Origin of the sequence: Rhizobacter sp. SG703, assembly GCF_012275445.1 — a bacterium.
Classification (GTDB): Bacteria; Pseudomonadota; Gammaproteobacteria; order Burkholderiales; family Burkholderiaceae_C; genus Rhizobacter.
In genome coordinates, this window is sequence record NZ_JAAZQK010000004.1 from 227173 (window position 1) to 252001 (window position 24829).

At 70.0% G+C, this 24829-nt stretch carries 19 protein-coding genes; 14 read left to right on the plus strand and 5 right to left on the minus strand.

Annotated features, from left to right (window positions below; all coding sequences use genetic code 11):
* Positions 1-52: 52 nt before the first annotated feature.
* From FHT26_RS09285 to FHT26_RS09300, 4 genes are read left to right on the plus strand one after another with little or no spacing between them, the layout of a single operon-like run.
* Positions 53-379, plus strand: a complete 327-nt coding sequence (locus FHT26_RS09285; protein ID WP_168559852.1) for a c-type cytochrome — start codon at positions 53-55, stop codon at positions 377-379.
* A complete protein-coding gene (locus FHT26_RS09290; RefSeq protein ID WP_168559853.1) occupies positions 376-1662 on the plus strand; it encodes an NAD(P)/FAD-dependent oxidoreductase in 1287 nt (428 codons plus the stop codon). Before FHT26_RS09285 ends, FHT26_RS09290 begins: the two co-directional genes overlap by 4 nt.
* Positions 1659-2309: a hypothetical protein gene (locus FHT26_RS09295; RefSeq protein WP_168559854.1), complete on the plus strand. Its 651-nt coding sequence runs from the start codon at positions 1659-1661 to the stop codon at positions 2307-2309. Before FHT26_RS09290 ends, FHT26_RS09295 begins: the two co-directional genes overlap by 4 nt.
* 31 nt (positions 2310-2340) lie before the next feature.
* Complete coding sequence (locus FHT26_RS09300) at positions 2341-4338, plus strand: TFIIB-type zinc ribbon-containing protein (RefSeq protein ID WP_168559855.1); 1998 nt, start codon at positions 2341-2343, stop codon at positions 4336-4338.
* Here the strand turns inward: FHT26_RS09300 and FHT26_RS09305 are convergent.
* Together FHT26_RS09305 and FHT26_RS09310 are read right to left on the minus strand one after the other, a co-directional pair.
* Entirely contained in the window at positions 4329-4709 is a 381-nt protein-coding gene (locus FHT26_RS09305) for a hypothetical protein (RefSeq protein WP_168559856.1), read from the minus strand. The two genes, FHT26_RS09300 and FHT26_RS09305, sit on opposite strands and share 10 nt — an antisense overlap.
* Before the next feature lie 46 nt (positions 4710-4755).
* The gene (locus FHT26_RS09310; RefSeq protein ID WP_168559857.1) at positions 4756-5151 is read right to left on the minus strand and encodes a YybH family protein; all 396 of its coding nucleotides are present in this window, start codon (positions 5149-5151) and stop codon (positions 4756-4758) included.
* A 245-nt stretch (positions 5152-5396) separates the two neighbouring features.
* On the opposite strand from FHT26_RS09310, the gene FHT26_RS09315 reads away from it, so the two are divergent.
* The 5 genes from FHT26_RS09315 to FHT26_RS09335 all read left to right on the plus strand — a co-directional run bounded on the left by FHT26_RS09315 (position 5397) and on the right by FHT26_RS09335 (position 12330).
* On the plus strand, positions 5397-5687 hold the full coding sequence (locus tag FHT26_RS09315) for a co-chaperone GroES (protein WP_056817099.1): 291 nt from the start codon (positions 5397-5399) through the stop codon (positions 5685-5687).
* Positions 5688-5721: 34 nt separating this feature from the next.
* A complete protein-coding gene (groL, locus tag FHT26_RS09320; RefSeq protein ID WP_168559858.1) occupies positions 5722-7374 on the plus strand; it encodes a chaperonin GroEL in 1653 nt (550 codons plus the stop codon).
* Between the two features lie 83 nt (positions 7375-7457).
* Entirely contained in the window at positions 7458-9638 is a 2181-nt protein-coding gene (locus FHT26_RS09325; RefSeq protein WP_168559859.1) for a DUF1631 family protein, read from the plus strand.
* Between the two features lie 28 nt (positions 9639-9666).
* Positions 9667-11952, plus strand: coding sequence for a patatin-like phospholipase family protein (locus FHT26_RS09330; protein WP_168559860.1), 2286 nt, complete (start codon positions 9667-9669; stop codon positions 11950-11952).
* Positions 11953-12072: 120 nt separating this feature from the next.
* Positions 12073-12330 (plus strand): hypothetical protein, encoded by a 258-nt coding sequence (locus FHT26_RS09335; RefSeq protein WP_168559861.1) that lies wholly within the window; start codon positions 12073-12075, stop codon positions 12328-12330.
* 111 nt (positions 12331-12441) lie between these two features.
* Here the strand turns inward: FHT26_RS09335 and FHT26_RS09340 are convergent, their stop codons facing one another.
* Together FHT26_RS09340 and yihA are read right to left on the minus strand one after the other, a co-directional pair.
* Positions 12442-13341: an alpha/beta fold hydrolase gene (locus FHT26_RS09340; protein WP_168559862.1), complete on the minus strand. Its 900-nt coding sequence runs from the start codon at positions 13339-13341 to the stop codon at positions 12442-12444.
* A complete protein-coding gene (gene yihA / locus FHT26_RS09345; protein WP_168559863.1) occupies positions 13338-14039 on the minus strand; it encodes a ribosome biogenesis GTP-binding protein YihA/YsxC in 702 nt (233 codons plus the stop codon). Before yihA ends, FHT26_RS09340 begins: the two co-directional genes overlap by 4 nt.
* An 85-nt stretch (positions 14040-14124) precedes the next feature.
* Between yihA and FHT26_RS09350 the strand changes: the two genes are divergently transcribed.
* The 5 genes from FHT26_RS09350 to FHT26_RS09370 all read left to right on the plus strand — a co-directional run bounded on the left by FHT26_RS09350 (position 14125) and on the right by FHT26_RS09370 (position 18754).
* Positions 14125-14748 carry a c-type cytochrome gene (locus FHT26_RS09350; RefSeq protein ID WP_168559864.1) on the plus strand — a complete coding sequence of 208 codons (624 nt, stop codon included), beginning with the start codon at positions 14125-14127 and terminating at the stop codon, positions 14746-14748.
* A 114-nt stretch (positions 14749-14862) separates the two neighbouring features.
* Positions 14863-15222, plus strand: coding sequence for a hypothetical protein (locus FHT26_RS09355; protein WP_056817082.1), 360 nt, complete (start codon positions 14863-14865; stop codon positions 15220-15222).
* Between the two features lie 77 nt (positions 15223-15299).
* On the plus strand, positions 15300-16292 hold the full coding sequence (gene msrP / locus FHT26_RS09360; RefSeq protein WP_168559865.1) for a protein-methionine-sulfoxide reductase catalytic subunit MsrP: 993 nt from the start codon (positions 15300-15302) through the stop codon (positions 16290-16292).
* Positions 16293-16305: 13 nt separating this feature from the next.
* Positions 16306-16965: a protein-methionine-sulfoxide reductase heme-binding subunit MsrQ gene (gene msrQ, locus FHT26_RS09365; protein WP_168559866.1), complete on the plus strand. Its 660-nt coding sequence runs from the start codon at positions 16306-16308 to the stop codon at positions 16963-16965.
* An 85-nt stretch (positions 16966-17050) separates the two neighbouring features.
* Positions 17051-18754 carry a tetratricopeptide repeat-containing diguanylate cyclase gene (locus FHT26_RS09370; protein WP_168559867.1) on the plus strand — a complete coding sequence of 568 codons (1704 nt, stop codon included), beginning with the start codon at positions 17051-17053 and terminating at the stop codon, positions 18752-18754.
* A gap of 137 nt (positions 18755-18891) precedes the next feature.
* Here FHT26_RS09370 and uvrA read toward each other — a convergent pair whose 3' ends face one another.
* Positions 18892-24630, minus strand: coding sequence for an excinuclease ABC subunit UvrA (gene uvrA, locus FHT26_RS09375; RefSeq protein WP_246867808.1), 5739 nt, complete (start codon positions 24628-24630; stop codon positions 18892-18894).
* Positions 24631-24829 lie beyond the last annotated feature (199 nt).

Sequence of the window (24829 nt, forward strand, 5' to 3'; positions counted from 1 at the left end):
AGGATTCTGTGCGGCCCCGAAGATCCGGGCTTCGCGTGGAGGAGACGACCGCATGAGCTTGCAGCACCCCGCCTGGCTGGCGCTCGCGCTGGCCTGGACCGCCGGCGGCACCTTTGCCGCACCCGCACCGACGGCGGACGAGCTCGCGCTGCGCTCGCTCGCCGCCACCTGCGCCGCCTGCCACGGCACCGACGGCCGTCCGCCCGCGGGCAGCGCGATCGCCGGCCTCGGCGGGCGCGACCGCGACGACCTGCTCGCGCGACTCATCGGGTTTCGCGATGGCACGCGTGCCGGAACCGTGATGCCTCAGCTCGCCAAGGGCTACACGCCGGACCAGCTCTCGCAACTGGCCGGCTGGTTCGCCGCGCAGGCCCGATGAAGCGCCGCGACCTGCTGACGTCCGCCGGCGCGGTCGGCTTCGCCGGCCTCACCGGCGTGGCAGGCTGCGCCGCACCGGCTCCGCTGCCGACGCGAGCCCAGGTGGTGGTGATCGGCGGCGGCTTCGGCGGCGCCACCGCGGCACGCTACGTGCGGCTGCTGTCGCAGCAGCGCATCGAGGTCGTGATGATCGAGCCGCAGCCGCGCTTCGTGTCCTGCCCCGGCTCCAACGGCGTGCTCGGCGGCACGCGCACGCTCGACGCGCTGACGCTGTCGTACGACGCGCTCACGTCGCGCCACGGCGTGCGCTGGGTGCGCGACGAGGCCAGCGCGATCGACGCCGCGCGCAAGCAGGTGACGCTCGGGTCCGGTGCCACGATCGGCTACGACAAGCTGGTGCTGTCGCCAGGCATCGAGCTGATGTTCGACGAGGTCGACGGGCTGCGCCGCGCGCACGACGACGGCCGCGTGCTGCAGGCCTGGAAGGCCGGGCCCGAGACGCTGGCGCTGCGCCGGCAGCTCGAGGCGATGCCCGACGGCGGCGTGTTCGCGATCACCATCCCCGAGTCGCCGTACCGCTGCCCGCCGGGGCCGTACGAGCGCGCCTGCGTGGTCGCGGCGTACTTCCGGCGCGCGAAGCCGCGCTCGAAGCTGCTGGTCCTCGACGCCAACCCCGACGTCGTCTCGAAGCCCGCGCTCTTCAAGGCCGCGTGGCGCGACCTGTACCCCGGCATCGTCGAGTACCGGCCGCAGCACAAGGTGATCGGCGTCGACGCGGCTGCCGGCCTGCTGCGCATCGAGCTGCAGGATGCCGTGCGGGCCGACGTGCTGAACGTGCTGCCGCCGATGCGCGCCGGCGCGCTCGCGGTGAAGAGCGGGCTCGCGAATGCGGTGAACCGCTGGTGCCGCGTGAACTTCATCGACTTCGGCTCTTCGGTCGCGCCGGACGTGCACGTGCTCGGCGATGCGATCCAGATCGCCCCCGGCATGCCGAAGAGCGCGCACATGGCGAACGCGCAGGCCAAGGTGGCGGCCGCGGCGGTCGTCGCGCAGCTGTCGGGCGTCGCGGTCGACGCACACCCGATGCTGACCAACACCTGCTACAGCTTCGTCGACGAGACGAACGCGATCCACGTCGCGAGCGTGCACGAGTACGTCGCGGCCGAATCGACCTTCAAGCCGGTGGCCGGCGCCGGCGGCGTCTCGGCGCAGCGCAACGAGGCCGAGGGCGCCTACGCAGCCGCGTGGGCGCGCAACATCTGGGCCGATACATTGGGGACATGAGCCTTCCCGTTGAACTCGATCCCTGGTTCGCCCGCATCGCGGTGGGCGACCATGCCGGCCGGCTCGACGTCGAGCTGAACCTGCTCGACCGCGCACAGGCCGCCGAGTGGACCAGCTTCCTCGCGGTCCACCCGATCGTCGAAGCGCTCGGCGGCATCGTGCTCGACGACCCCGAGACCAGCAACCACCACCTCTACGCCAGCCGCTCGCCGCTGCGGGGCAGCGTGTTCTACCTGGCCCACGACGACGATTCGCGCGTCGTCTATGCGTCGCTCGACGACTTCCTCGCCGCCGCCGACGATGCGAAGCGGCGGCAGACCTGGCTCAGCGAACTGCACCCGGCCTGCTCGCCGATCGCGGCCGACCAGGCCGGCCTGTCGCGCTGGATCGGCCAGCTGCTCGGCAGCCCCGGCGGCCACGAGGTCGTGATGGCGCTGATGCCGTCGCTCGACCTGGGCGACACCGCGCTGCTGCGCCGGCTGGTCACCGATCCCGACTTCTTCCTCGGCGAGGCGGTCGCGGTCGAGATCGAGAAGCGGCCGTCGCGCGCGCTCGGCATCGTCGCCGAGCTGTGCATGCTGCACCCGCATCCGCAGGTGGTGAGCGCCGGACGGCTGGCGGCGCGGGCGATCGCGAAACTGCGCTGACGCGGCGCCGCCGGTGGCCGAGAATCGCGGCGTGAGCGCCCCACCCGAGATCGCCGCCCCGAGTCCCGCCCGCCGCATCGCCTGCCCGCGCTGCACCGCGCCGATGCGCGTGCTGTCGCTGTCGTCGCACAAGGGGCAGCCGGTCACGGTGGAGCACTGCCCCGACTGCCGCCTGGTGTGGTTCGACGAGTTCGAATCGGTGCAGCTCGACAGCTTCGGCTGGGTGCGGCTGCTGCGCGAGATGGAGGCCGGCACCGGCCGCCCGCTGGCCGAGGCCCAGGTCGCGCACCCGGGTTGTCCGCGGTGTGCCGCGACGCTGAAGCAGGTGCAGAACCGGTCGCGCTTCGGCCTGTTCGCCGCGCTCGAATGCCCGCGCCGCCACGGCCACCTGCACAGCCACAGCGGCCTGCTGGCCGAGCGCGGCCTGGTGCGGCCGCTGGGGGTTGCCGAACGGCGTGCGCTGGCGCAGGAGCGGCACACGCTGCTGTGCCTGAACTGCGGAGGTGCGGCCTCGGCCGGCGACGAGCACTGCAGCTGGTGCGGCACCGCGCTGGTGGTGATCGACATGCCGCGGCTGGCGCATTCGCTGCGGCTGCACCTGGACGGCATGGGCGCGTCGCCGCAGGCCATCGGCCACGCCATCGCATGGCCGTGCCGCGCTTGCGGGTCGGCGCTCGACCCGGCCCGCGACACGCAGTGCGCGCACTGCGGGCACATCGTCGTCGCGCAGAACCTGCCGGACATCGACCCGCTGCTCGACGCGGCCGAGGCCGACCTGGCGGCCGCCGCCGCCGTCGAAGCGAAGCGGTTGGCGCGCTACCCCAGCACGCGGCGCCTGAAGCCGGCGTCCCCGGGATCGGCGTCGACGCCGGCAGCCGCACGCCGCTCGGTGCTGTCAGGCTGGACGCCGCTGCTGATCGCGCTGGCGGCGGCGCTGGCCGTCGCGCTGTTCGTCGTCGCCGACCTGCACGCGCCGGGGCGCGACCCGATGGAGGCCCTGCGCGCGCAGCGGCTGGGCGCGCGGCCCGGGTCGGCGTGGGCCTGGCTGCCGGCGTGGCGCGAGCTGGCGCCCGGCGACCGCAACGGCCTGCAGGCGCTGCGCCGCGGGCTGTTCGCGGTGCACCTGCGCCAGCTTGCCGGCGAACCGCTGCCGGCCACCGCGACATTCGGGCAGGTCATCGACGACACGCTGCCCCAGGCCGCGCGCCACCGGGACACCACCGCGCGCTGGAACGCCGAGCTGTCGCGCAGCCTGAAGATCGACCCGGTGGCCGGCGAGCCTCCGCTCGGCGACGAAGCGGCGGAATTCGGCGGCCGCCTCGCGCCGGCGGCGCCGAACGTGTGGATCCAGTCCCCGTCGCGCACGGCCGCGCTGTGGGCCTTGACGGTGCGGAACAGCGGCAGCTTCACGATCCTCGCGCACAAGCTGGCGGTGCGGATCCCGCTCGACGGCCGCTCGGGCGTGAACTGGCGCTGCCATCCGGCGCCGGCGGCGAATCCGGTGCTGGCCCCCGGTGCCGGCGTGCCGCTGTTCTGCCGGACGACCGTGCCGCCATCGGCCCAGGAAGACACCTGGCGAAGCTCGATGCAGAAGCTGCGGGACGGCGAAGCGACCAACCTGCAATGGAGCGACGAAGCCTTGCAGACCCCGGCCGGCTTCGAAGCCGCGACCGATCGCTTGGTCGCCGACGCGTTGAAGGGCCCGCCCGCGAAGCCGCCCCGGCGCAGTTGGAGCGAGTGGTGGTCGATGCTGACGACACCGCGTCGGCATGCGCTGCTGCTGGTCGGCGGCGTCGCGGCCTTCGCGGTCTTCTGCATGGTGGCCCGGCGGCTGGGCGAGCGCCGGGCGGTGGTCGCCGCGCTGTCGGCCGCGGCCATCGGCAGCTACCTGGGCGGGCGCGGTGAAGGCGCGGCGTCGGTGCTGCTGGTCGGCATGTATTTCGTGCTGTCGCTGCTGCTGACCTTCGGCTTCGCGTTCGGCGCGCGGCTCTACGCGCAGTGGTTCCTGAGGCGCCCCGGTCAGGTCTGAGGCCGTCGGCCGGAGGCCGCCGTGCCCAGCGCGCCGAGCACGCCGCCCAGCACCAGCACGTACCACAGCGGGGCGGAGCCTCCATCGCCGTGTATCGCCCACAGCCCGGCCGCGCCGGCCACCAGCGCCACCGCGGCGGCCAGCGCCAGCAGCAACAGCGGCACGGCCAGCAGCAGCGTCGGCAGCCTGACCACCGGATCGCGGCTGCCGGCCACCAGCAGCGCGTAGCCGACCAGCGTGAAGAGCGGGAACAGCACCCACAGCGTCAGCCCCGGCGATGCCTCGGACAGGCCCAATGGCGCCGCGACCAGCGCGACGGCGGACAGCAAACCCAGGGCGGCCAGCACGCCGCCGACGATCGCGATCAACATGGTTGGAACGAAGGGGTGAAGGTGCCGAAGGATAGCGCGCCGTCCATCAGCGGCCCGTCGCAGGCGCCAGAAGATTCGCGTCCCTTGCGATGACCCACCGGCCCGCTTCCTTCCTCAGCACGGTCAAGGTGTGACCGGCGCGCTTCTGCGGCGGAGCGCCGGGCGGCGTGACGGTGACGACCAGCTTCGTCCACATGAAGGCCCAGTCGCCCAGCACCTGGATCTCCTGGATGTCGCTGACGCCGTCGACCGCCGGGCCACCGGGCGCGGCCTGGGCTTTGGAGACCGCGGTGAACTCGTCCTTGCCCATCGGGGGGCGCCCCGGCGCGAGAAAGACGACGTCGTCGGCGACGAGGCTCAGCACCGTGTCCACATCGCCGGCTCGCGTCGCGGCCATCCAGGTCGTCACGAACTGCCGGATCTGCGCTTCGTCGTCGTGCATGGCTGCTCCTTGGAAACTCGGTCGGTGCCCGGGATGGGGCAATCCGCAGTCCAGGGGCGGGGCAAAGACCGCGCTCTTGAACCGTCACGCGCTGCCCCTATAATCCTGGTCTGCTAGCACTCGACTCAACCGAGTGCTAACGACATCCAGGGGCCTGCGGGCACCGGTGTTCCATCAGGTCAATGAGCGCCAACTTGCCTCGTTGCCCACCAGAAGTCCCATTTTTGAGACATCAAGGAGAAGTCATGAAATTTCGTCCGTTGCACGACCGCGTGGTCGTCGAGCGCGTTGAAGCCGAAACCAAGACCGCTTCGGGCATCGTGATCCCCGACGCCGCCACCGAGAAGCCGGAGCAAGGCATCGTCCTGGCCATCGGCCCGGGCAAGCGCAACGAGAAGGGCGACTTCATTGCCCTGAATGTCAAGGTCGGCGACCGCGTGCTGTTCGGCAAGTACAGCGGCCAGACCGTCAAGGTCGACGGCAAGGAACTGCTCGTGATGCGCGAGGAAGACCTCTTCGCCGTGATCGAAGCCTGATCCTCGTCCCCCACAAGCAATTCGGAGAAAACACATGGCAGCAAAAGACGTAGTCTTCGGCGGCGAAGCCCGCGCACGCATGGTCGAGGGTGTCAACATCCTGGCCAACGCCGTCAAGGTGACCCTGGGCCCGAAGGGCCGCAACGTGGTCCTCGAGCGCTCGTTCGGCGCCCCCACCGTCACGAAGGACGGTGTCTCGGTCGCCAAGGAGATCGAGCTGAAGGACAAGCTTCAGAACATGGGCGCGCAGATGGTCAAGGAAGTCGCTTCCAAGACCAGCGACATCGCCGGTGACGGCACCACCACCGCCACCGTGCTGGCCCAGGCCATCATCCGCGAAGGCATGAAGTACGTGGCCGCCGGCATGAACCCGATGGACCTGAAGCGCGGCATCGACAAGGCCGTCACGGCCCTGGTCGAGCAGCTGAAGAAGGCCTCGAAGGCCACCACGACCTCGAAGGAAATCGCGCAAGTCGGCTCGATCTCGGCCAACAGCGACGAAACCATCGGCAAGATCATCGCCGACGCGATGGACAAGGTCGGCAAGGAAGGCGTCATCACCGTCGAAGACGGCAAGTCGCTCGAGAGCGAACTGGAAGTCGTCGAAGGCATGCAGTTCGACCGCGGCTACCTGTCGCCGTACTTCATCAACAACCCCGAGAAGCAATCGGCGTTGCTGGACAACCCGTTCATCCTGCTGTTCGACAAGAAGATCAGCAACATCCGCGACCTGCTGCCGGTGCTGGAGCAAGTGGCCAAGGCCGGCCGTCCGCTGCTGATCATCGCCGAGGAAGTCGAAGGCGAAGCGCTGGCGACCCTGGTGGTCAACACGATCCGCGGCATCCTGAAGGTCGTCGCCGTCAAGGCCCCGGGCTTCGGCGACCGCCGCAAGGCCATGCTGGAAGACATCGCCATCCTGACCGGCGGCAAGGTCATCGCCGAAGAAGTCGGCCTGACGCTCGAGAAGGTCACGCTGGCCGACCTGGGCCAGGCCAAGCGCGTCGAAGTGGGCAAGGAAAACACCACCATCATCGATGGCGCCGGTGCCGGTTCCGACATCGAAGCCCGCGTCAAGCAAGTGCGCGTGCAGATCGAGGAAGCCACCAGCGACTACGACCGTGAAAAGCTGCAAGAGCGCGTGGCCAAGCTGGCCGGCGGTGTTGCGGTGATCAAGGTCGGCGCCGCGACCGAAGTCGAGATGAAGGAAAAGAAGGCCCGCGTCGAAGATGCGCTGCACGCCACCCGTGCCGCCGTCGAAGAAGGCATCGTGGCCGGTGGTGGCGTGGCCCTGCTGCGCGCCAAGCAATCGGCTGGCGCCATCAAGGGTGACAACCCCGACCAGGAAGCCGGCATCAAGCTGGTGCTGCGCGCGATCGAAGCGCCGCTGCGCGAGATCGTCTACAACGCCGGCGGCGAAGCCAGCGTGGTCGTCAATGCCGTGCTGAACGGCAAGGGCAACTACGGCTTCAATGCAGCCAACGACACCTACGGCGACATGATCGAGATGGGCATCCTGGATCCGACCAAGGTGACCCGCACTGCGCTGCAGAACGCCGCGTCGGTGGCCTCGCTGATGCTGACGACCGAGGCGATGATCGCCGAGGCGCCGAAGGAAGACGCTCCCGCCGGTGGCGGCATGCCCGGTGGCGGCATGGGCGGCATGGGCGGCATGGGCATGGACATGTAAGGTCCAGGCACCTCGCCTACCTCGAAAGGGCTGCTTCGGCAGCCCTTTTCTTTTGAGCTTCGCCGGGTCGCACAATACGAACCATGCCGACCGCCCCCCTGCTGAAGCGCTTCATCGACGATGAACTGGGCCGCGCGCCCGACCTGATCGCCCGCACGATGGCGGCGGTGGTCGAACAGCTGCGCCGCCCGCGCGACCAGCTGCTCGCGAGCGAGCGCCAGCACCACTTCGACCTGGTCGAGCTGCTGCAGCAGCAGGCCGGGCGTTTCCAGCGCAGCTTCGTCGACGCATTGCGCCAGCGCGTGCTGGCCGACCTCGAGCCCGCCGACAGCGCCGCGGCGGCGGCATCCTCGGGCCCGAGCAGCCTGTCCGGCCTGCAACTGATGGACGAAGGCCGCGTCGAATCCGACATCGAGATCTCGCGCGCGGTGCAGCAGATCGACACCGGCACCGAATGGGAGCTGCGCGAGCTGCAGACCTTCACGTCGACGCTGCGCGGCCAGAGCCACACCACCGCCGAATCGAACCCGCTGCGCCCGCTCGCTTATGCACATGCGCTGTGGGACGCCGCTGGCGACGTGACCGACAAGCCGGTGCAGCAGGCCATCCTGCTGCGCATCGCGTCGACCGCGATGACGCCGCTGCTGCGCATGGCCTGGGCCGCCGCCTGCTCGCGCCTCGAATCGCAGGGCATCGAGCCGAGCATCTACCGCACCGTGGTGTTCGCCCCCGGGGCCGGCGCGGCGCGCAAGCCGGAGGTCGACGTGACGATGCCGGGCGCGCTCGAAGGCCTGGTGCGCAGCATGCCGGGCGGCATTCCGACCGCGGCGTCCCCGCCTTCGGCCCGGCCGGCAGCGGCCGGCCGCGGCAACGCGCTCGGGCCGGCCCTCGAACAGGCGCTCGCCCGCATCGAGGCGATGCTGGCGCGCCTGCCGGTCGCCGACGGCGACACCGGCGGCGACGCGGCCGATCGCGCCGGCACGCCATCGTCGCGGCTGGCCGAGTTCCGCGGCTCGCTGCTGACGGCCGCCGACGAGACGATCGAGCGCCAGATCATCGAGCTGCTGTCGCGGCTGTTCGAGACCATCCTCGGCGACCCGATGCTGCCGAAGCCGCTGCGCACGCTGATGGGCCGGCTGCAGGTGTCGGCGCTGCGCGTCGCGCTGCGCGACCCGAAGATGATGGAAGTCCACGACCATCCGGTGTGGCAGCTGATGGACCGCATCGCCGGCGCCGCGGTCGGCTACCCGCAGGCCGGCGACCCGCGGCTGGCGCAGTTCCTGGCGGTCTGCGACCGGCTGGTCGACGAGATGCTGGCCGAGCCGGTGCAGGACGCCGCGCTGTACCGCCGCAGCATCGCCCGCGTCGACGCCTGCACCGCCGAGCAGCTGCGCGACGCCCAGGTGGCCGCGCGCGTCGCGATCGCGACGCTGGTGATGGCCGAGCAGCGCGAGCGGCTGCAGCGCGAGCTGTCGCACCGGCTGTCCGAACAGATGGCGGCGATCCGCACGACGCCGGCGATCCGCCGCTTCGTCACCGGCACCTGGGCGCGGGTGCTGGCCGAATCGTTCACGCGCTACGGTGAAGAGGCCGACGCCAGCCGGCTGGCGCTGAAAGCCACCGAGCACCTGCTGTGGAGCCTGCGCCTGCCGGACCACCCGCAAAGCCGGCTGCGCCTGCTGGGCCTGCTGCCCGACCTGCTGAAGCAGCTGCGCGCCGGCATGGAGCTGATCGACCTGCCTGCCGATGAGCAACAGGCGGCGCTCGACGCGCTGGTCGAGGTCCACTCCGAAGCGATGAAGCCGCGTTCCCGGACGGGCACGGGTGCCGAGCCCGAGCCGACGCCGGAAGAGATCGTTCGCCGCATGCGCGACGAGAGCGTCGAGCCGATGCCCGAGAGCGGCACGCCGTTCAGCGATTCGCTGATCGACCTCGGCTCGATGGACACCGTGCCCGCCGAGTGGTTGCCGAGCGGCCCGGCCTCCGCCGGCGACGATGCGGCCACCTGGGTCCACGCGATGGCGATCGGCCGGCACTACCGGATGTTCCTGCTCGGCCGCTGGAGCCACCTGCAGCTGCTGTGGCGCAGCGACGGCGGGCAGCTGCTGCTGTTCGCCGGCGAGCACCCCGGCAGCACGCATTCGGTGACGTCGCGGGCGCTCGAACGGCTGCGCACCGCCGACCTGCTGATCCCGCTGGCCGACTATTCGCTGGTGCAGCGCGCGGTCGACGGCATGCTGCGCAGCCTGGCGACGCTGCGCTGAGCGGCCGCGAGCCGGCAGAATGCCGGCCATGACATTCGGAGGCGGGACCCATCGGCGGGCATGGCTGTGCCTGCTCGCGCTCATCGGCAGCGCGGCGCTGGCGCAACAGGCGCCGCCGGCAGCCACGCCGGCAACTGCCCAACCGGCCCCATCGGCTCGTCCGCGCATCGGCCTCGTGCTGTCCGGCGGCGGCGCGCGCGGGCTGTCGCACGTCGGGGTGCTGAAGGTGCTGGAGCGCGAGCGCATCCCGGTCGACGTGATCGCCGGCACCTCGATGGGCGCGATCATCGGCGGCCTGTACGCCAGCGGCATGGATGCCGAGACGCTGGAGCGCGAGCTGCTGAAGGTCAACTGGGACGCGGTGTTCGCCAACCGGGTCGACCGCCAGCTGCTGTCGCAGCGGCGCAAGGAAGAAGACTTCGAGATCTCGCCGTTGATCGAGTTCGGCATGCGCGACGGCGAGATGCGCGCGCCGCTCGGTGCGCTGTCGGGCCGCGGCCTCGAGACGCTGCTGCGGCGCTACACGCTGCCGGTGCGGGCGGTGCGCGATTTCGACCGGCTGCCGATCCCGTTCCGCGCGGTCGCCACCGACATGGAAGACGGCCGCGCGGTGATCCTGCGCCAGGGCGACCTCGCGCTCGCGCTGCGTTCCAGCATGAGCGTGCCCGGCGTGTTCCCGCCCACCGAGATCGACGACCGCATCCTCGGCGACGGCGGGCTGGTCGACAACGTGCCGGTCGACGTGGCGCGCGCGATGGGCGCCGACATCGTGATCGCGGTCAACATCGGCACGCCACTGGCTCCGCGCAAGACGCTCGGCTCGGTCGGCGGCCTGACCGGGCAGATGATCAACATCCTGACCGAGCAGAACGTGCAGCGCAGCCTGGCGTCGCTCGGCGGACGCGACCTGCTGATCTCGCCGCAGCTGGGCGACATCACCGCCGGCGATTTCAACAAGACGCGCGAGCTGATCGCGCTCGGCGAGCAGGGCGCGGTGCAGCTCGCACCGCGTCTGGCCGCGCTGTCGCTCGACGAGACGAGCTACGCGCAATGGAAGGCCGGCCACCCGCGCGAGCCCGCCCCGCAGGCGACGCTGGCATTCGTCGAGTTCGAAGGCAGCGAGCTGACCAACCCGAAGCGTTTCGCCGCGCAGATGGAATCGGCGGCCGGCCAGCCCTTCGACGCTGCGAAGGCCGAGCGCGATGCGCGGCGCCTGGCCGCCAGCGGCGACTACGTGCGCGCCGACTACGAGCTGGTGACGACCGACCGCGGCGACGGTCTGGTCTTCGACCTGGAGGACAAGCCCTGGGGGCCGCACTACTTCCGCGTCGGGCTGGACCTGAACACCGACTTCAGCGGGCGCAGCGCCTTCAACCTGAAGATCAGCCACAACCGCCACTGGCTGGATGCCAACGGCACCGAATGGCGCAACCGCGTGCAGATCGGCGAGGTGCCGAAGCTGTTCACCGAGATCTACCACCCGCTGAACTGGACGCTCGGCATCTCGAACGACTGGTTCGTCGCCGGCTACGGCGAGATCGAGCGCCGCAAGGTGGCCGTCTACAACGACGTCACCGGCGACGAGCGCGGGCACTTCAACCGCTCGACCGGCCGCTTCGGCGTCGACCTCGGCCAGCCGTGGGGCCAGTTCGGCGAAATCCGCATCGGCCTGACGCACCTGACGCTGCGCAACGAACCGGAGATCCTGTCGGCCGACTACATCGGGCCGCGCGACACGGTGACGATCGACGAATCCGGCCTGCGCGTCGGCGTGGTGGTCGACCAGCTCGATTTCGCGAACTTCCCGTTGCGCGGCTACCGCGTGCAGGGCGAGGTGGTCACCGGCCGGCGCAGCGACACCGTGACCGGCAGCGATTCCGACCGCTTCACGCGGGTCGAGAGCGAGGGTTCGGCGGTCGGCACGTGGGGACGGCACACGCTGAACGCGTTCGCGCGGGTGCAGCATGCCGACCAGCGCGCGATCGCCGGGCTGGGCCGCTACTCGCTCGGCGGCTTCCAGCAGATGTCGGGCTACCTGCCGGGCCAGATAGAAGGCAACTACCTGCTGTTCGGCCGGCTCGCGTACTACCAGCGCATGAGCTACACGCCGGTGTTCACCCGCGGGCTGTTCGTCGGCGGATCGCTGGAGGCCGGCAACGCCTGGGCGTTCAGCAGCCAGATGAAGCTGAACGACCTGCGCAGCGGCATGAGCCTCTTCGTCGGTGCCGACACCGGCATCGGGCCGCTGTACCTCGGCGTGACCTACGCGCCACGCGGTGCCGCCGGCCTGTACCTGTTCATCGGCCGACCGTGACGGATAAGGCAGCTGCCGGGGGTGGACTGCCGCGTTCGGGGGGGTGTCAAGCGAGGAGGCGCTTCCTAAACTGGCTGCCAGGGTAGAGCAGAAGAGTCAGCGACGTTCGGCGAGGCGCACATGACAGACAGCGAATTGATGCGGATCAGCGATGGCGGCGTGGAGTCCTCGGAAGGCTGGGCGGTCCACGTGCTGAACCCCGACGTGCTGGAGTACTGCAGCGGCCCGGCCGCCTGCATCGTCAACATCGGGTATTCGGCGGCGCAACGGGCCCGGCAGATCTACGCGACCGAGTCGTCGTCGGACCTGTTCCCGATGCTGCGCGAACACCTTCAATCCGCATCGCGCCTGCTCGAAGGCCGCTACGTCGTTGTATGACGGCCCCACGCTCGACGAGTACGTCGAGCGGTCCCCCGAGGGGACGCGGACCGGCAAGGTCCACGAAGCGGGCCTCTTCGTGACCCATGGCGGCCCGGCGCTCGGCCCGCCTCACCGAACCAGCGCTCTCTCGATCTCCCGCGCCACCAGCGCCGGCAGTTCGTGCACGATCCAGTGGGTCGCGCCGGGCACGCGGGTCAGCGTCAGGTTCGGAACGAAGGCCTCCAGCCCGTCCAGCAACGACGCGGGCAGCGCCACGTCGGCCTCGCCCCACACCACGTGCGTCGGCACCTGCACCGTGACGAACTCCGGCGGGAAACGCAGCGCGAGCACCGGTGAATCGGGCCCGGTCGGCGGGCGCAGCGGCGACACGCGGTAGTAGTTCAGCGCCCCGGTCAGCCCGTGGCGCCAGACCGCGCGGTACTGGTCCTTCACGGCCGGCGTCAGCCAACCGCCCGGGCGCGACGGATCCTCGGCGCTCATGTGCGAGAACACCGCCCACAGCCGCGCGAAATCGCCGGCTTCGAGCTCCACCTCGGCCTCAGGGCGACTCCAGGTGTTCATGTAGGCGCTGGCTGCCTGCTGCTGCGGGTCGGTCTGCAGAGCCTTCAGGAACACGCCCGGGTGCGGCGAATTGACGATCACCAGCCGCTGCAGCGCCTGCGGGTGTTGCACCGCGAAGTTCCAGGCCACCGCGCCGCCCCAGTCGTGCGCCACCAGCGCGGCCAGCGGTCCGCCGGCCTGCTGCGCGATCAGCGCCAGCAGGTCGGCCACCAGGTGCTTCGCGCGATACGCTTCCACCTCGGCCGGTGCCGACGAGCGCTCGTAGCCGCGCAGGTTCGGCGCGATGCAGCGGTAGCGATCGCCGAAATGGCGCAGCAGGCCGTCCCAGACGAAGGCGCCCTCGGGAAAACCATGCAGGAACACGATCGCGGGCGCGTCGCGCGGCCCGCTGGCCCGGCAGCTCAGCGTGATGCCGTGCGGCAGCACCGCGTCGAAGGTCTCGATCACGGCGCGACCCACTCCCGCAGCACGCAGGCCGCGTCGCCGACGCCCTGCTTCTTCAGCGCCGAGAACAGCGAGATGCCGATGTCGGCATGCTCGCTCGTCAGCTCGCCCAGCACCGCCTGCGTGGTTTCCAGCGCGGTGGCGGCTTCGCGGCGGTTCAGCTTGTCGGACTTGGTCAGCAGCACCAGCAGCCGCACCTCGCCGGAGCCGACGCGCGGGGCGACGAATTCGAGCAGGTTGCGGTCGAGCTCGGTCAGCCCGAGCCGCGAATCGACCATCAGCACCACACCCGACAGGCTGCGGCGCACCTGCAGGTAGTTGGCCATCACCTCCTGCCAGCGCTGCTTGGCCGAGCGGGCGACGGCGGCATAGCCGTAGCCGGGCAGGTCGGCGAACAGCGCATTCGGCGCGTCTTTCGGGCCCAGCTCGAACAGGTTGATGTGCTGCGTGCGGCCGGGCGTCTTCGATGCGAAGGCCAGCCGCTTCTGCTGGGTCAGCGTGTTGATCGCGGTCGATTTGCCGGCGTTCGATCGGCCGACGAAGGCGATCTCGGGCAGCTCGGTCTGCGGCAGCTGGTTCAGCTGGCTGGCGGTGGTCAGGAAGCGCGCGGTGTGCGTCCAGGCCAGCGCCAGTTTCTCGGCCGCGGCCGCATCGCTGCTCGCGTCAGCGGCCGGCGCACCGGAATTGTTTTCGTCGGTCATGGAAGGCACCAAAAACTTGCATTGTAAAATCGCCGGGTTTTGCACCCACAAAACGCATCCAGCCACCTCACACCCACACGCCATGATGCCTGTTGCTCCCCTGCTGTCGAGTCTGTTGTTGGCCGCCGCGCTGGTGGCGCCCGCATCCGCGAGCGAGACGGCCAGGGCCAGGCCCGACGTCGCGAAAGGCCAGGCGATCTCGGCCAACGTGTGCGGCGCCTGCCACTCGGCCGACGGTTCGCGCGGCAGCCCGGCCAACCCGATCCTGCAGGGGCAGCACCCGGAATACCTCGTCAAGCAGCTGACCGAGTTCAAGGAAGGCAAGCGCGACAACCCGGTGATGAAGGGCATGGCCTCGACGCTGAGCGAAGACGACATGCGCAACGTCGCCGCGTTCTACGCGTCGAAGGACGCGAAGCCCGGTTTCGCGAAGAACAAGGAATCGGTCGCCCTCGGCGAGAAGATCTATCGCGGCGGCATTGCCGACCGGGCCATTCCGGCGTGCTCCGGCTGCCACAGCCCGACCGGCGCCGGCCTGCCGATCCAGTACCCGCGCCTGCGCGGCCAGCACTCCGACTACACCGAAGCGCAGCTGGTGGCCTTTCGCAGCGGGCTTCGCAAGAACAGCCCGCAGATGATCGGCGTCGCCGCGAAGATGAACGACAAGGAAATCAAGGCGGTGGCCGACTACATCGCCGGGCTGCGCTGAACGCGGCGAATCTCACGCTTCGCGTGCAATGGGCCGGTCGCTGACCGGCCTTTTTCGTTCCCGGCCGAGGCGCGCGCGACTATAGTCGTTCGACTCGCCACTGCGAACGCCCCCATGCCCCACATCCGACGCGGACCCGACGGACAGATCGACAGCCTGCACCGTCAACCGGGGGCCGGCACCGAGTTCATGGCCGACGGGCATCCGGAGCTGCTGGCCTTCATCGGGCACACCCCGGCCAACAGCGATTTCGGCAAGCTCGACGCCGATTTCGTCCGCGTGATCGAAGACGTGATCGACACGCTGATCGTGCGCAACATCATCAACATCACCGACCTGCCGGGCGAGGCGCAGGCCAAGCTGTTCGCCCGCAAGAGCTTCCGCGAACGCACCGCGCGCAATTCGCTGCGGCTGTTTTCCGACACGCAATTCGGCACCGTCATCGACGACACCAATTTCGGCGAACTTCCCTGACCGGGAACCGCTGTAAGGTTCGCGGCTCCAAGCCCGACTGACCGGCAACGCGCCCGCAGGCGCCCCCAGGAGTTTCCATGCATTACCGCCCGAACCGCGGCTTCGACCATGCCGTGCCGTCCGAGATCACGCCGCGCAGCGTCTACGAACGCCGCCGCGAGCTGCTGAAGCTGATGGCCCTCGGCAGCGCCGGCGCCGCACTGTCCGGCTGGGCCGCGCGCGATGCGATGGCGCAGGCCGCCCGCCCGAACAAGCTGGCGCCGCTGCCCGGCACGCGCAGCGCCGTCCCCGGTGCGATCACGATGGAGAAGCTCACGTCCTACAACGACGTGACCGGCTACAACAACTACTACGAGTTCGGCACCGACAAGGCCGACCCGGCACGCAACGCCGGCTCGCTGAAGACCCGGCCGTGGACAGTAGCGATCGAAGGCGAGGTCAAGAAACCCAAGGTCTACGACCTCGACGAGCTGCTGAAGCTCGCGCCGATGGAAGAGCGCACCTACCGGCTGCGCTGCGTCGAGGGCTGGTCGATGGTGATCCCGTGGGTCGGCTATTCGCTGTCCGAGCTGATCAAGCGCGTCGAGCCGACCGGCAATGCGAAGTACGTCGAGTTCGTCACGCTGGGCGATGCCAAGCAGATGCCCTTCCTCGGTTCGCGCGTGCTGTCGTGGCCGTACGTCGAGGGCCTGCGCCTCGACGAGGCGATGAACCCGCTCGCGCTGCTGGCCTTCGGCCTGTATGGCGAGGTGCTGCCGAACCAGAACGGCGCGCCGGTGCGGCTGGCGGTGCCCTGGAAATACGGCTTCAAGAGCGGCAAGTCGATCGTCAAGATCCGCTTCACCGACAAGCAGCCGCTGACCTCGTGGAACCATGCGGCTGCGCAGGAGTACGGCTTCTATTCGAACGTCAATCCGAATGTCGACCACCCGCGCTGGAGCCAGGCCACCGAGCGCCGCATCGGCGAAGACGGCCTGTTCGCGAAGAAGCGCGCGACGCTGATGTTCAACGGCTACGAAGCCCAGGTCGGCCAGCTGTATGCCGGCATGGACCTGAAGAAGCTGTTCTGACGGCGGATCGACGATGAAGACCGCCGTGCTGTCGCCCGACACCGCCCCCTCCCCCCGCGCCGCCGTGCCGCGCCGGCGTTCGCCGCTGCTGCACCCGGCGGCCAAGCCGCTGCTGTTCGTCGCCGGGCTGCTGCCGTTCGCATGGCTGTTCCATGGCGCGCTGATGAACACGCTGGGCGCGAACCCGGCCGAGGCGCTGATCCGCTCGACCGGCGACTGGACGCTGCGCCTGCTGTGCATCACGCTGGCGGTGACGCCGCTGCGGGTGATCGCGCACCAACCGGCGCTGGCTCGCTTCCGGCGCATGCTGGGGCTGTTCGCGTTCTTCTACGTGGTGCTGCATTTCCTGGCGTATTCGTGGCTCGACATGGGACTCGACCTCGACGCCATCGTGCGCGACATCCCGAAGCGCCCGTTCGCGCTGGTCGGCTTCCTCGCCTTCGTGCTGATGATCCCGCTGGCCGCCACCTCGTTCAACCGGGCCATCAAGGCGCTCGGCGCGAAACGCTGGCAGGCGCTGCACAAGAGCGTCTACGCGGTCGTGCTGCTGGGCTTGCTGCACTTCTTCTGGATGAAGGCGGCGAAGAACAATTTCGCCGAGGTCGCGGTGTACGCCGCCATCATCGGCGTGCTGCTCGGCTGGCGCATCTGGCACGCGCTGCGCAAGAGTTGACGGCGCGTCGCGAACCTGACGCCTGCGTGTCTGGCGCGGGCGCGCCGGGCCACGCACAATCGGGCCCTCCATGGTCGCCCACGCCTTGCCCTCCCACACCCCCGCCGGCCCCGAGACAGTCGCCAGACGCCTCGTCAGGCTGATCGCCGATTCACAGGCCGCGCACGACGCCGGCCACCACCAGCAGGGCCTCGCGCTGGCCGAACAGGCCCTGGCGGGCGCCAGCGCGGTGGGCGAACCACTGGTGGTGGCGCGCATCCACACGCTGATCGCCAACCACCTGTGGCGGCTCGGGCAGTTCGAGCCGTCGGTGCAGTCGGCGCGCGCGGCGCTCGCGCTGTGGAAAGCGGCCGGGCGCATCGACGAGCAGTGCGACACGCTGTGCCTGCTCGCGATCTCGTTCAGCGAGATCGGGCTGCAGGAAGAAGCGTTGAAGCACGCCACCGCGTCGTTCGAGCTGGCCCGCGAGCATGACCGCGGTTTGGCGATGGGTGTCGCGCTGAACCGCATCGGCATCTGCTACGACCGGCTCGGCGATTCGATCCAGGCCGAGAGCTTCCTGCTGCAGTCGCTGGGCATGGCGCGCGAGCACGGCGGCCACGGCGACCGCATGCTGGCGCTGAACAACCTGACCGCCACCGCGATCAGCGCCTACTACCAGGCGCAGCTGCGCGCCGACGACGAGGCCAGCCAGCAGGCGATCCAGCGGGCGCGCCAGTACGGCAGCCGGGCCCTGTCGCTGGCGCGTCGCCATGGCGACATCTACCGCGTTGCCGTCACGCAGGGCAACCTCGGCGAAGCGCTCGGGCTGGCCGGCGACTTCGCCGAGGCCCGTGCGCTGTTGCAGGAGGCGCTGGCGAGCGCCGAGCAGAACGGGTTCCGCGCGGTGGTGCTGCGCATGCGGCACAACATCGCCGAGGTGCTGCTGCGCGAGGGCCGCAATGAAGAGGCCATCGTCGAACTGACCGCGACGCTGCAATCGCTGACCGAGCTCGACCATGAGACCACCCGCATGCGGGTGCATTCGGCACTGCACCGCGCCTACAAGGCCACGCGCCAGTTCGAGCCGGCGCTGCTGCACTGCGAGGCGCACCACCAGATCGAGATGCAGCGGGTCGCGCTGCAGAGCAAGGCGCAGGCGCGGCTGATGGTGAACCGCATCGATGTCGAGCGCGCGCTGATGGATGGCGAGCGTTCGCGGCTCGAGGCCGAGCTGCAGCGGCTGCGCACGCAGCAGCTCGAAGCCGAGAAGGAACTGCTCGAGCAGCGCACCGCCGAGCTGCACCGCGAGACGCTGGAAGACCCGCTGACCGGCCTCGCGAACCGGCGCCACGTCGACGCGACGCTGCCGCTGCTGATCGAGCGCTCGCGCGGCCAGCGCCAGCCGATGGCGCTGGCGATGGCCGACCTCGACCACTTCAAGCAGGTCAACGACCGCCATGGCCATGCGGTCGGCGACGAGGTGCTGCGCACGGTGGCGCGCCTGTTCGGCGACAAGACGCGGGCACGCGACCTGCTGGGCCGCTGGGGCGGCGAGGAGTTCGTGCTGGTGTTCGTCGACACCCCGCGCGAGACCGCGCACGAGATCTGCGAGCGCCTGCGCAGCGCCGTGCAGCTCTACCCGTGGGACGCGATCGCGCCGGGGCTGCAGGTCACGCTGAGCCTCGGGTTGGCTGTCGCGCAGCCTTCCGACAACGCGATCGAACTGGTCGAGCGGGCGGATGCTGCGCTCTACGAAGCGAAGCGGCTCGGTCGCAATCGGCTGGTGGCGTCTTCGGCTTCTTCTTGAGGCGGGGAGGCGGGGCGCTCAGGGACAGGACGTCAAGGAGGAGCGGAAGGGCAGCCGCCAGGCGGCCCTTTCGCGGGGGACAGTCCAGTCCCTGAGTGCCCTGCCCTCACGAGCACGCAAAGAAAGAAACTCGGCCTTCAGGTCCGAGCCAGCACAGGCTTCAAAGCCACGCCCGTGTGGCTGCCTCGGGTCTTGACCAGCAGCTCAGGTACGCCATTCGCGACGACCGTGCCGCCGCGCACGCCGCCTTCCGGTCCCAGGTCGATGACCCAGTCCGCCTCGGCGATCACGTCCAGGTCGTGCTCGATGACGACGACGCTGTGCCCGCCATCGACCAGCCGGTGCAGCACGCGGATCAGGCGTTCGACGTCGGCCATGTGCAGCCCGACCGTCGGCTCGTCCAGCACGTACAGAGTGTGCGGCGCCTTGTTGCCGCGGCGGCCGACGTCGTCGCGCACCTTGGTCAGCTCGGTCACCAGCTTGATGCGTTGCGCCTCGCCACCAGAAAGCGTCGGTGACGGCTGGCCCAGCGTCAGGTAGCCGAGGCCCACGTCCTTCATCAGCTGCAACGGGTGCGCGATGTTCGGCATCGACGCGAAGAATTCCACCGCCTCGTCGATCTCCATCTGCAGCACGTCGCCGATGCTCTTGCCGCGCCAGCTCACCGCCAGCGTCTCGGCATTGAAGCGCTGGCCGTGGCACACGTCGCACGGCACCTTCACGTCCGGCAGGAAGCTCATCTCGATCGTGCGCATGCCCTGCCCCTCGCAGGCCGGACAGCGGCCGTCGCCGGTGTTGAAGCTGAAGCGCGCCGGCATGTAGCCGCGCGCCCGCGATTCCAGCGTGTCGGCGAACAGCTTGCGGATGGTGTCCCAGAAGCCGATGTAGGTCGCCGGGCACGAACGCGGCGTCTTGCCGATCGGCGTCTGGTCGACCTCGAGCACGCGGTCGATGTAGCCCCAGCCGTCGATCTTCTCGCAACCCTGCCAGTTCGGCTTGCCGCCGCGTACGTTGATGAACTGCAGGTTGGCCAGTAGCACGTCGCGCGCCAGCGTCGACTTGCCCGAGCCGCTGACGCCGGTCACCGCCACCAGCCGCTTCAGCGGCACGTCGACCGTCACCTGCTGCAGGTTGTGCAGCGACGCGCCGTGCACCGTCAGCCGCCGGTTCGCTTCGCCTTCCTTCGCGACCTGGCTCGCCACCGACGCCAGGAAGGCATCGACCTCGCGCCGCGCCTTCAGCGGGTGCACCAGCGGGTTCGCGAGGAAGCGGCCGGTCACCGAATCGGGATGCGTCGCCAGGTCGGCGGCCGTGCCCTCGGCCACCAGCCGGCCGCCGCGCTTGCCGGCGCCCGGGCCGATGTCGATGATGTGGTCGGCCCGGCGGATGGTGTCCTCGTCGTGCTCCACCACCACCAGCGTGTTGCCCTTGTCGCCCAGCTTGTGCAGCGCATCGAGCAGGATCTGGTTGTCGCGCGGGTGCAGCCCGATGGTCGGCTCGTCGAGCACGTAGCAGACGCCCTGCAGGTTGCTGCCCAGCTGCGCCGCGAGCCGGATGCGCTGCGCCTCGCCGCCGCTCAGCGTCGGCGCCGCACGGTCCAGCGTCAGGTAGCCGAGGCCGACTTCCTCGAGGAACTCCAGCCGGCTCGCGATCTCGGTGACGACGTCGCGCGCGATTTCCGCGTCGCGGCCGGCCAGCGCCAGCGCCTGCACCCACTTGCGCGCATCGGTCACCGACCACTGCGCGATCCACGCGATCGAATGGGTGTCGAAGGTGACGCCGCGCGACACCGGGTTCAGCCGCGTGCCGCTGCAGTCAGGACAAGGTTCGTCGACCACGCCTTCGACCTCGGCCTCCTCCGACGGGAAGCTCTGCTCGCGGCCCTTGTTGTCGTCGTCCTGCACCGAATCGTCGTACGCCTTGCGCTGCTCGCGCGTCAGCGCCAGGCCGGTGCCGACGCAGGTGGTGCACCAGCCGTGCTTGCTGTTGTAGCTGAACATGCGCGGGTCCAGCTCGGGGTAGCTGGTCGCGCACACCGGGCAGGCCCGCTTGGTCGAGAACACCTTCACCTCGCCGAGCTTGCGCGTCGGCGTGCCGGCCAGCATCGCACCGCGCAGTCCCTTCAGCGGGCTCAGCAGGTGCATCACGCCCTTGCCGACATCCAGCGCCTGCGCCAGCAGCGCGCGCAGCTCGGCCTCGTTGTCCTTGCCGATCACCAGGTCGCCGACCGGCAGCTCGACGGTGTGCTCCTTGAAGCGGTCGAGACGCGGCCACGGGTCGACCGGCAGGAAATCGCCGTCCACCCGCAGGTGCGTGTGGCCGCGCGCCTTCGCCCACTTCGCGAGGTCGGTGTAGACGCCCTTGCGGTTGACGACCAGCGGCGCCAGCAGCCCGACGTGCACGCCCTGGTGGTCGCGCAGCAGCTGCGCCGCGATGCTCTCGACGCTCTGCGGCCGCACCGGCGCGCCGTCGTTGACGCAATGCTGGATGCCCAGCTTCACGTACAGCAGCCGCAGGAAGTGCCAGACCTCGGTGGTGGTCGCGACCGTGCTCTTGCGGCCGCCGCGGCTCAGCCGCTGCTCGATCGCCACCGTCGGCGGGATGCCGTACACCGCGTCGACCTCCGGCCGGCCGGCCGGCTGCACGATGCTGCGCGCATAGGCGTTCAGCGATTCGAGATAGCGGCGCTGGCCCTCGTTGAACAGGATGTCGAAGGCCAGCGTGCTCTTGCCCGAGCCCGACACGCCGGTCACCACGCTGAACTTGCCGCGCGGGATGCTGACGTCCAGCGACTTCAGGTTGTGCTCGCGCGCATTGACGATGCGGATCGATTCGTCGCGCTGCACGTCGCGCGCCTTCTTCACCAGGTACTGCAGCGGCACGCCTTCTTCCACCTTGTGCTCGTTGAGCCGCATCGCCACGTCGTAGTCGGCCAGCGCGCGGCCGGTGTGCGACGTGGGATGCAGCTTCACGTCATCCGGCGTGCCGGTGCAGACCACCAGCCCGCCGGCCTCACCGCCTTCCGGCCCGAGGTCGATCAGCCAGTCGGCCGCGCGGATCACGTCGAGGTTGTGCTCGATCACGACCAGCGAATGCCCGGCGTCGAGCAGCTTGCGGAACGCCCGCATCAGCTTCGCGATGTCGTCGAAGTGCAGCCCGGTGGTCGGCTCGTCGAACATGAAAAGCGTGCCCTTCTTCGCGACCGGCTGCCGGCTCGCGGTCGTGGTCTGCGCCGCCTCGGCGAGGAAGCCGGCCAGCTTCAGCCGCTGCGCCTCGCCACCCGACAGCGTCGGTACCGGCTGGCCCAGCTTCACGTACTCCAAGCCGACGTCGACGATCGGCTGCAGCACGCGCAGCACCTCGCGGTCCTGCGCGAACATCTGCACCGCCTCGCTGACGGTCAGTTCCAGCACGTCGGCCACGCTCAGCTCGCGAACGACCTCGCCCGGCAGGCGGCGCTCGATCTTCACGTCGAGGATCTCGGCGCGGTAGCGGCGGCCGTCGCAATCGGGGCAACGCAGGTACACGTCGGACAGGAACTGCATCTCGACGTGCTCGAAGCCCGAGCCGCCGCAGGTCGGGCAGCGGCCGTCGCCGGCGTTGAAGCTGAACATGCTGGCGCTGTAGCCGCGCTGGCCGGCCAGCGGCTCTTTCGCGAACAGCTTGCGGATCTCGTCGAACGCACCGACGTAGCTGGCCGGGTTCGAGCGCGCGGTCTTGCCGATCGGCGACTGGTCGACGAACACCGCATCGGTGAGCCAGTCGGCGCCGAGCAGGCGGTCGTGCTCGCCGGGCGTCTCGGTGGCCTTGCCGAAGTGGCGGGCCAGCGCCGGGAACAGCACGTCCTGCATCAGCGTGCTCTTGCCCGAGCCGGAGACGCCGGTCACGCAGACCAGGTGCTGCAGCGGGAACTCGACCGTCACGTTCTTCAGGTTGTGGTCGCGCGCGCCTTCGAGGATCAGCTTCGGCGTGGCGTCGGTGACCAGCCGCTTCAACCCGCCCAGCCCGACCTGCTTGCGCGCGCCGAGGTAAGCGCCGGTCAGCGTGTCGGCACGGCGGATCTCGTCGGGCGTGCCGTCGAACACGATGTTGCCGCCGCGCTCGCCGGGGCCGGGGCCCATGTCGATCAGCCGGTCGGCGGCCAGCATCACCGCCGGGTCATGTTCGACGACCACCAGCGTGTTGCCTGCATCGCGCAGCCGGTGCATCGCCTCGACGATGCGGTTCATGTCGCGCGGGTGCAGGCCGATGCTCGGCTCGTCGAGCACGAACATCGTGTTGACCAGCGAGGTGCCGAGCGCGGTCGTCAGGTTGATGCGCTGCACCTCGCCGCCGCTCAGCGTGCGGCTCTGGCGGTCCAGCGTCAGGTAGCCGAGGCCGACGTCGCACAGGTACTTCAGCCGCGTGCGGATCTCGTCGAGCAGCAGCTTCAGCGCGTCGTCGAGCAGCGTGCTGGGCAGCGAGATGCCGTCGAAGAAGCGGCGGATGCGGTCGATCGGCATCAGCATCAGGTCGTGCACCGTCAGGCCGGGCAGCGCTTCGAGCTGCGGGCGCGACCACGCGGTGCCCTGCGGCAGGAAGCGCTTCTCGGGCGGCAGCACGCCGTCGGCATCCGGCTTGCTGCCCAGGCGCCACAGCAGCGCCTCGGTCTTCAGCCGCGCGCCGCCGCAGGTCGTGCATGGCGTGTAGCTGCGGTACTTCGACAGCAGCACGCGGATGTGCATCTTGTAGGACTTCGATTCGAGGTACTCGAAGAAGCGCTTGATGCCGTACCACTGCTTGTTCCAGTTGCCCTTCCAGTGCGGCGAGCCGTTGATGACCCAGTCGCGCTGCGCCTCGCTGAGCTGCGACCACGCGGCGTCGCGCGGGATGCCGGCCTCGGCGGCGTACTTCAGCAGGTCGTCCTGCGAGTCTTTCCAGGCCGGCGTCTGGATGGTCTTGATCGCGCCGGAGCGCAGCGTCTTGCGGTGGTCCGGGATCACCAGCCCCCAGTCGACCCCGATCACGCGGCCGAAGCCGCGGCAGGTCTCGCAGGCGCCCATCGCGGAGTTGAACGAGAACAGCGCCGGCTGCGGCTCGCCGTAGCGCAGGTCGCTGTCGGGGCAGTGCAGGCCGGTCGAGAAGCGCCAGAGCACCGGCTCGGCCTGCTCGTCCGTCACATACACGTTGACCCGCCCGCTGCCCCGCTTCAGCGCCGTCTCGATCGCTTCGATCGCCCGCACCTTCTCGGTGTTCTGCAGCCGGAAGCGGTCCGCCACCACGTCGAGCACCTTGCGCGGCCCGGTCGGCGTCGCGACCTCGCGCTCCGCCTGCACGCGGGTGAAGCCGCTGGCCGCGAGCCATTGCTCGATTTCCTCGGGCGTGGTGCCGCCCGGCAGCTCGACCGGGAACGTGACCACCAGCCGCGGGTCGCTCGCCGCGGTGCGCGCCATCAGTTCCGCATGGATCGTCTCCGGCGTGTCGTGCCGCACCGGCTGCGCGGTCTGCTTGTCGAACAGCGCAGCCGCGCGGGCGTACAGCAGCTTCAGGTGGTCGTTCAGCTCGGTCATCGTGCCGACGGTGGAGCGCGAGGTGCGCACCGGGTTGGTCTGGTCGATCGCGATCGCCGGCGGCACGCCGTCGACCCGGTCCACCGCCGGCCGGTCCATCCGGTCGAGGAACTGGCGCGCGTAGGCGCTGAAGGTCTCGACATAGCGCCGCTGCCCCTCGGCGTACAAGGTGTCGAACACCAGGCTCGACTTGCCCGAGCCCGACGGCCCGGTCACCACCGTCATCTCGCCGGTGCGGATGTCGAGGTCCAGGTTCTTCAGGTTGTGCTGGCGGGCGCCGCGGATGCGGATCACGCCGGTCATGTCATCGGGCACGACATCGGACATGGGGGAGGCTTTCGGAATGCGAAGGCGAAGATTCTAGGGAGCCAGGGCGGGCGAGCACGATCGCGGGCCATTGGTCAGTAGCCGTCAGCAACCCCCGCTGACGTGGCGCAACACATCGGACACCGAAGCGCATTGCCCAGACGGAGTCCATTGGCTACCATGCGCGACGCTTCGCGCGTGCCGTTTGCGTGTGGCGTCA

Coding starts and splice junctions, on each gene's coding strand:
- FHT26_RS09285 (WP_168559852.1), top strand. CDS start 53: ATGAGCTTGCAGCACCCCGCCTGGCTGGCGCTCGCGCTGGCCTGGACC.
- FHT26_RS09290 (WP_168559853.1), top strand. CDS start 376: ATGAAGCGCCGCGACCTGCTGACGTCCGCCGGCGCGGTCGGCTTCGCC.
- FHT26_RS09295 (WP_168559854.1), top strand. CDS start 1,659: ATGAGCCTTCCCGTTGAACTCGATCCCTGGTTCGCCCGCATCGCGGTG.
- FHT26_RS09305 (WP_168559856.1), bottom strand. CDS start 4,709: ATGTTGATCGCGATCGTCGGCGGCGTGCTGGCCGCCCTGGGTTTGCTG.
- FHT26_RS09310 (WP_168559857.1), bottom strand. CDS start 5,151: ATGCACGACGACGAAGCGCAGATCCGGCAGTTCGTGACGACCTGGATG.
- FHT26_RS09315 (WP_056817099.1), top strand. CDS start 5,397: ATGAAATTTCGTCCGTTGCACGACCGCGTGGTCGTCGAGCGCGTTGAA.
- groL (WP_168559858.1), top strand. CDS start 5,722: ATGGCAGCAAAAGACGTAGTCTTCGGCGGCGAAGCCCGCGCACGCATG.
- FHT26_RS09325 (WP_168559859.1), top strand. CDS start 7,458: ATGCCGACCGCCCCCCTGCTGAAGCGCTTCATCGACGATGAACTGGGC.
- FHT26_RS09330 (WP_168559860.1), top strand. CDS start 9,667: ATGACATTCGGAGGCGGGACCCATCGGCGGGCATGGCTGTGCCTGCTC.
- FHT26_RS09335 (WP_168559861.1), top strand. CDS start 12,073: ATGACAGACAGCGAATTGATGCGGATCAGCGATGGCGGCGTGGAGTCC.
- yihA (WP_168559863.1), bottom strand. CDS start 14,039: ATGACCGACGAAAACAATTCCGGTGCGCCGGCCGCTGACGCGAGCAGC.
- FHT26_RS09350 (WP_168559864.1), top strand. CDS start 14,125: ATGCCTGTTGCTCCCCTGCTGTCGAGTCTGTTGTTGGCCGCCGCGCTG.
- FHT26_RS09355 (WP_056817082.1), top strand. CDS start 14,863: ATGCCCCACATCCGACGCGGACCCGACGGACAGATCGACAGCCTGCAC.
- msrP (WP_168559865.1), top strand. CDS start 15,300: ATGCATTACCGCCCGAACCGCGGCTTCGACCATGCCGTGCCGTCCGAG.
- msrQ (WP_168559866.1), top strand. CDS start 16,306: ATGAAGACCGCCGTGCTGTCGCCCGACACCGCCCCCTCCCCCCGCGCC.
- uvrA (WP_246867808.1), bottom strand. CDS start 24,630: ATGTCCGATGTCGTGCCCGATGACATGACCGGCGTGATCCGCATCCGC.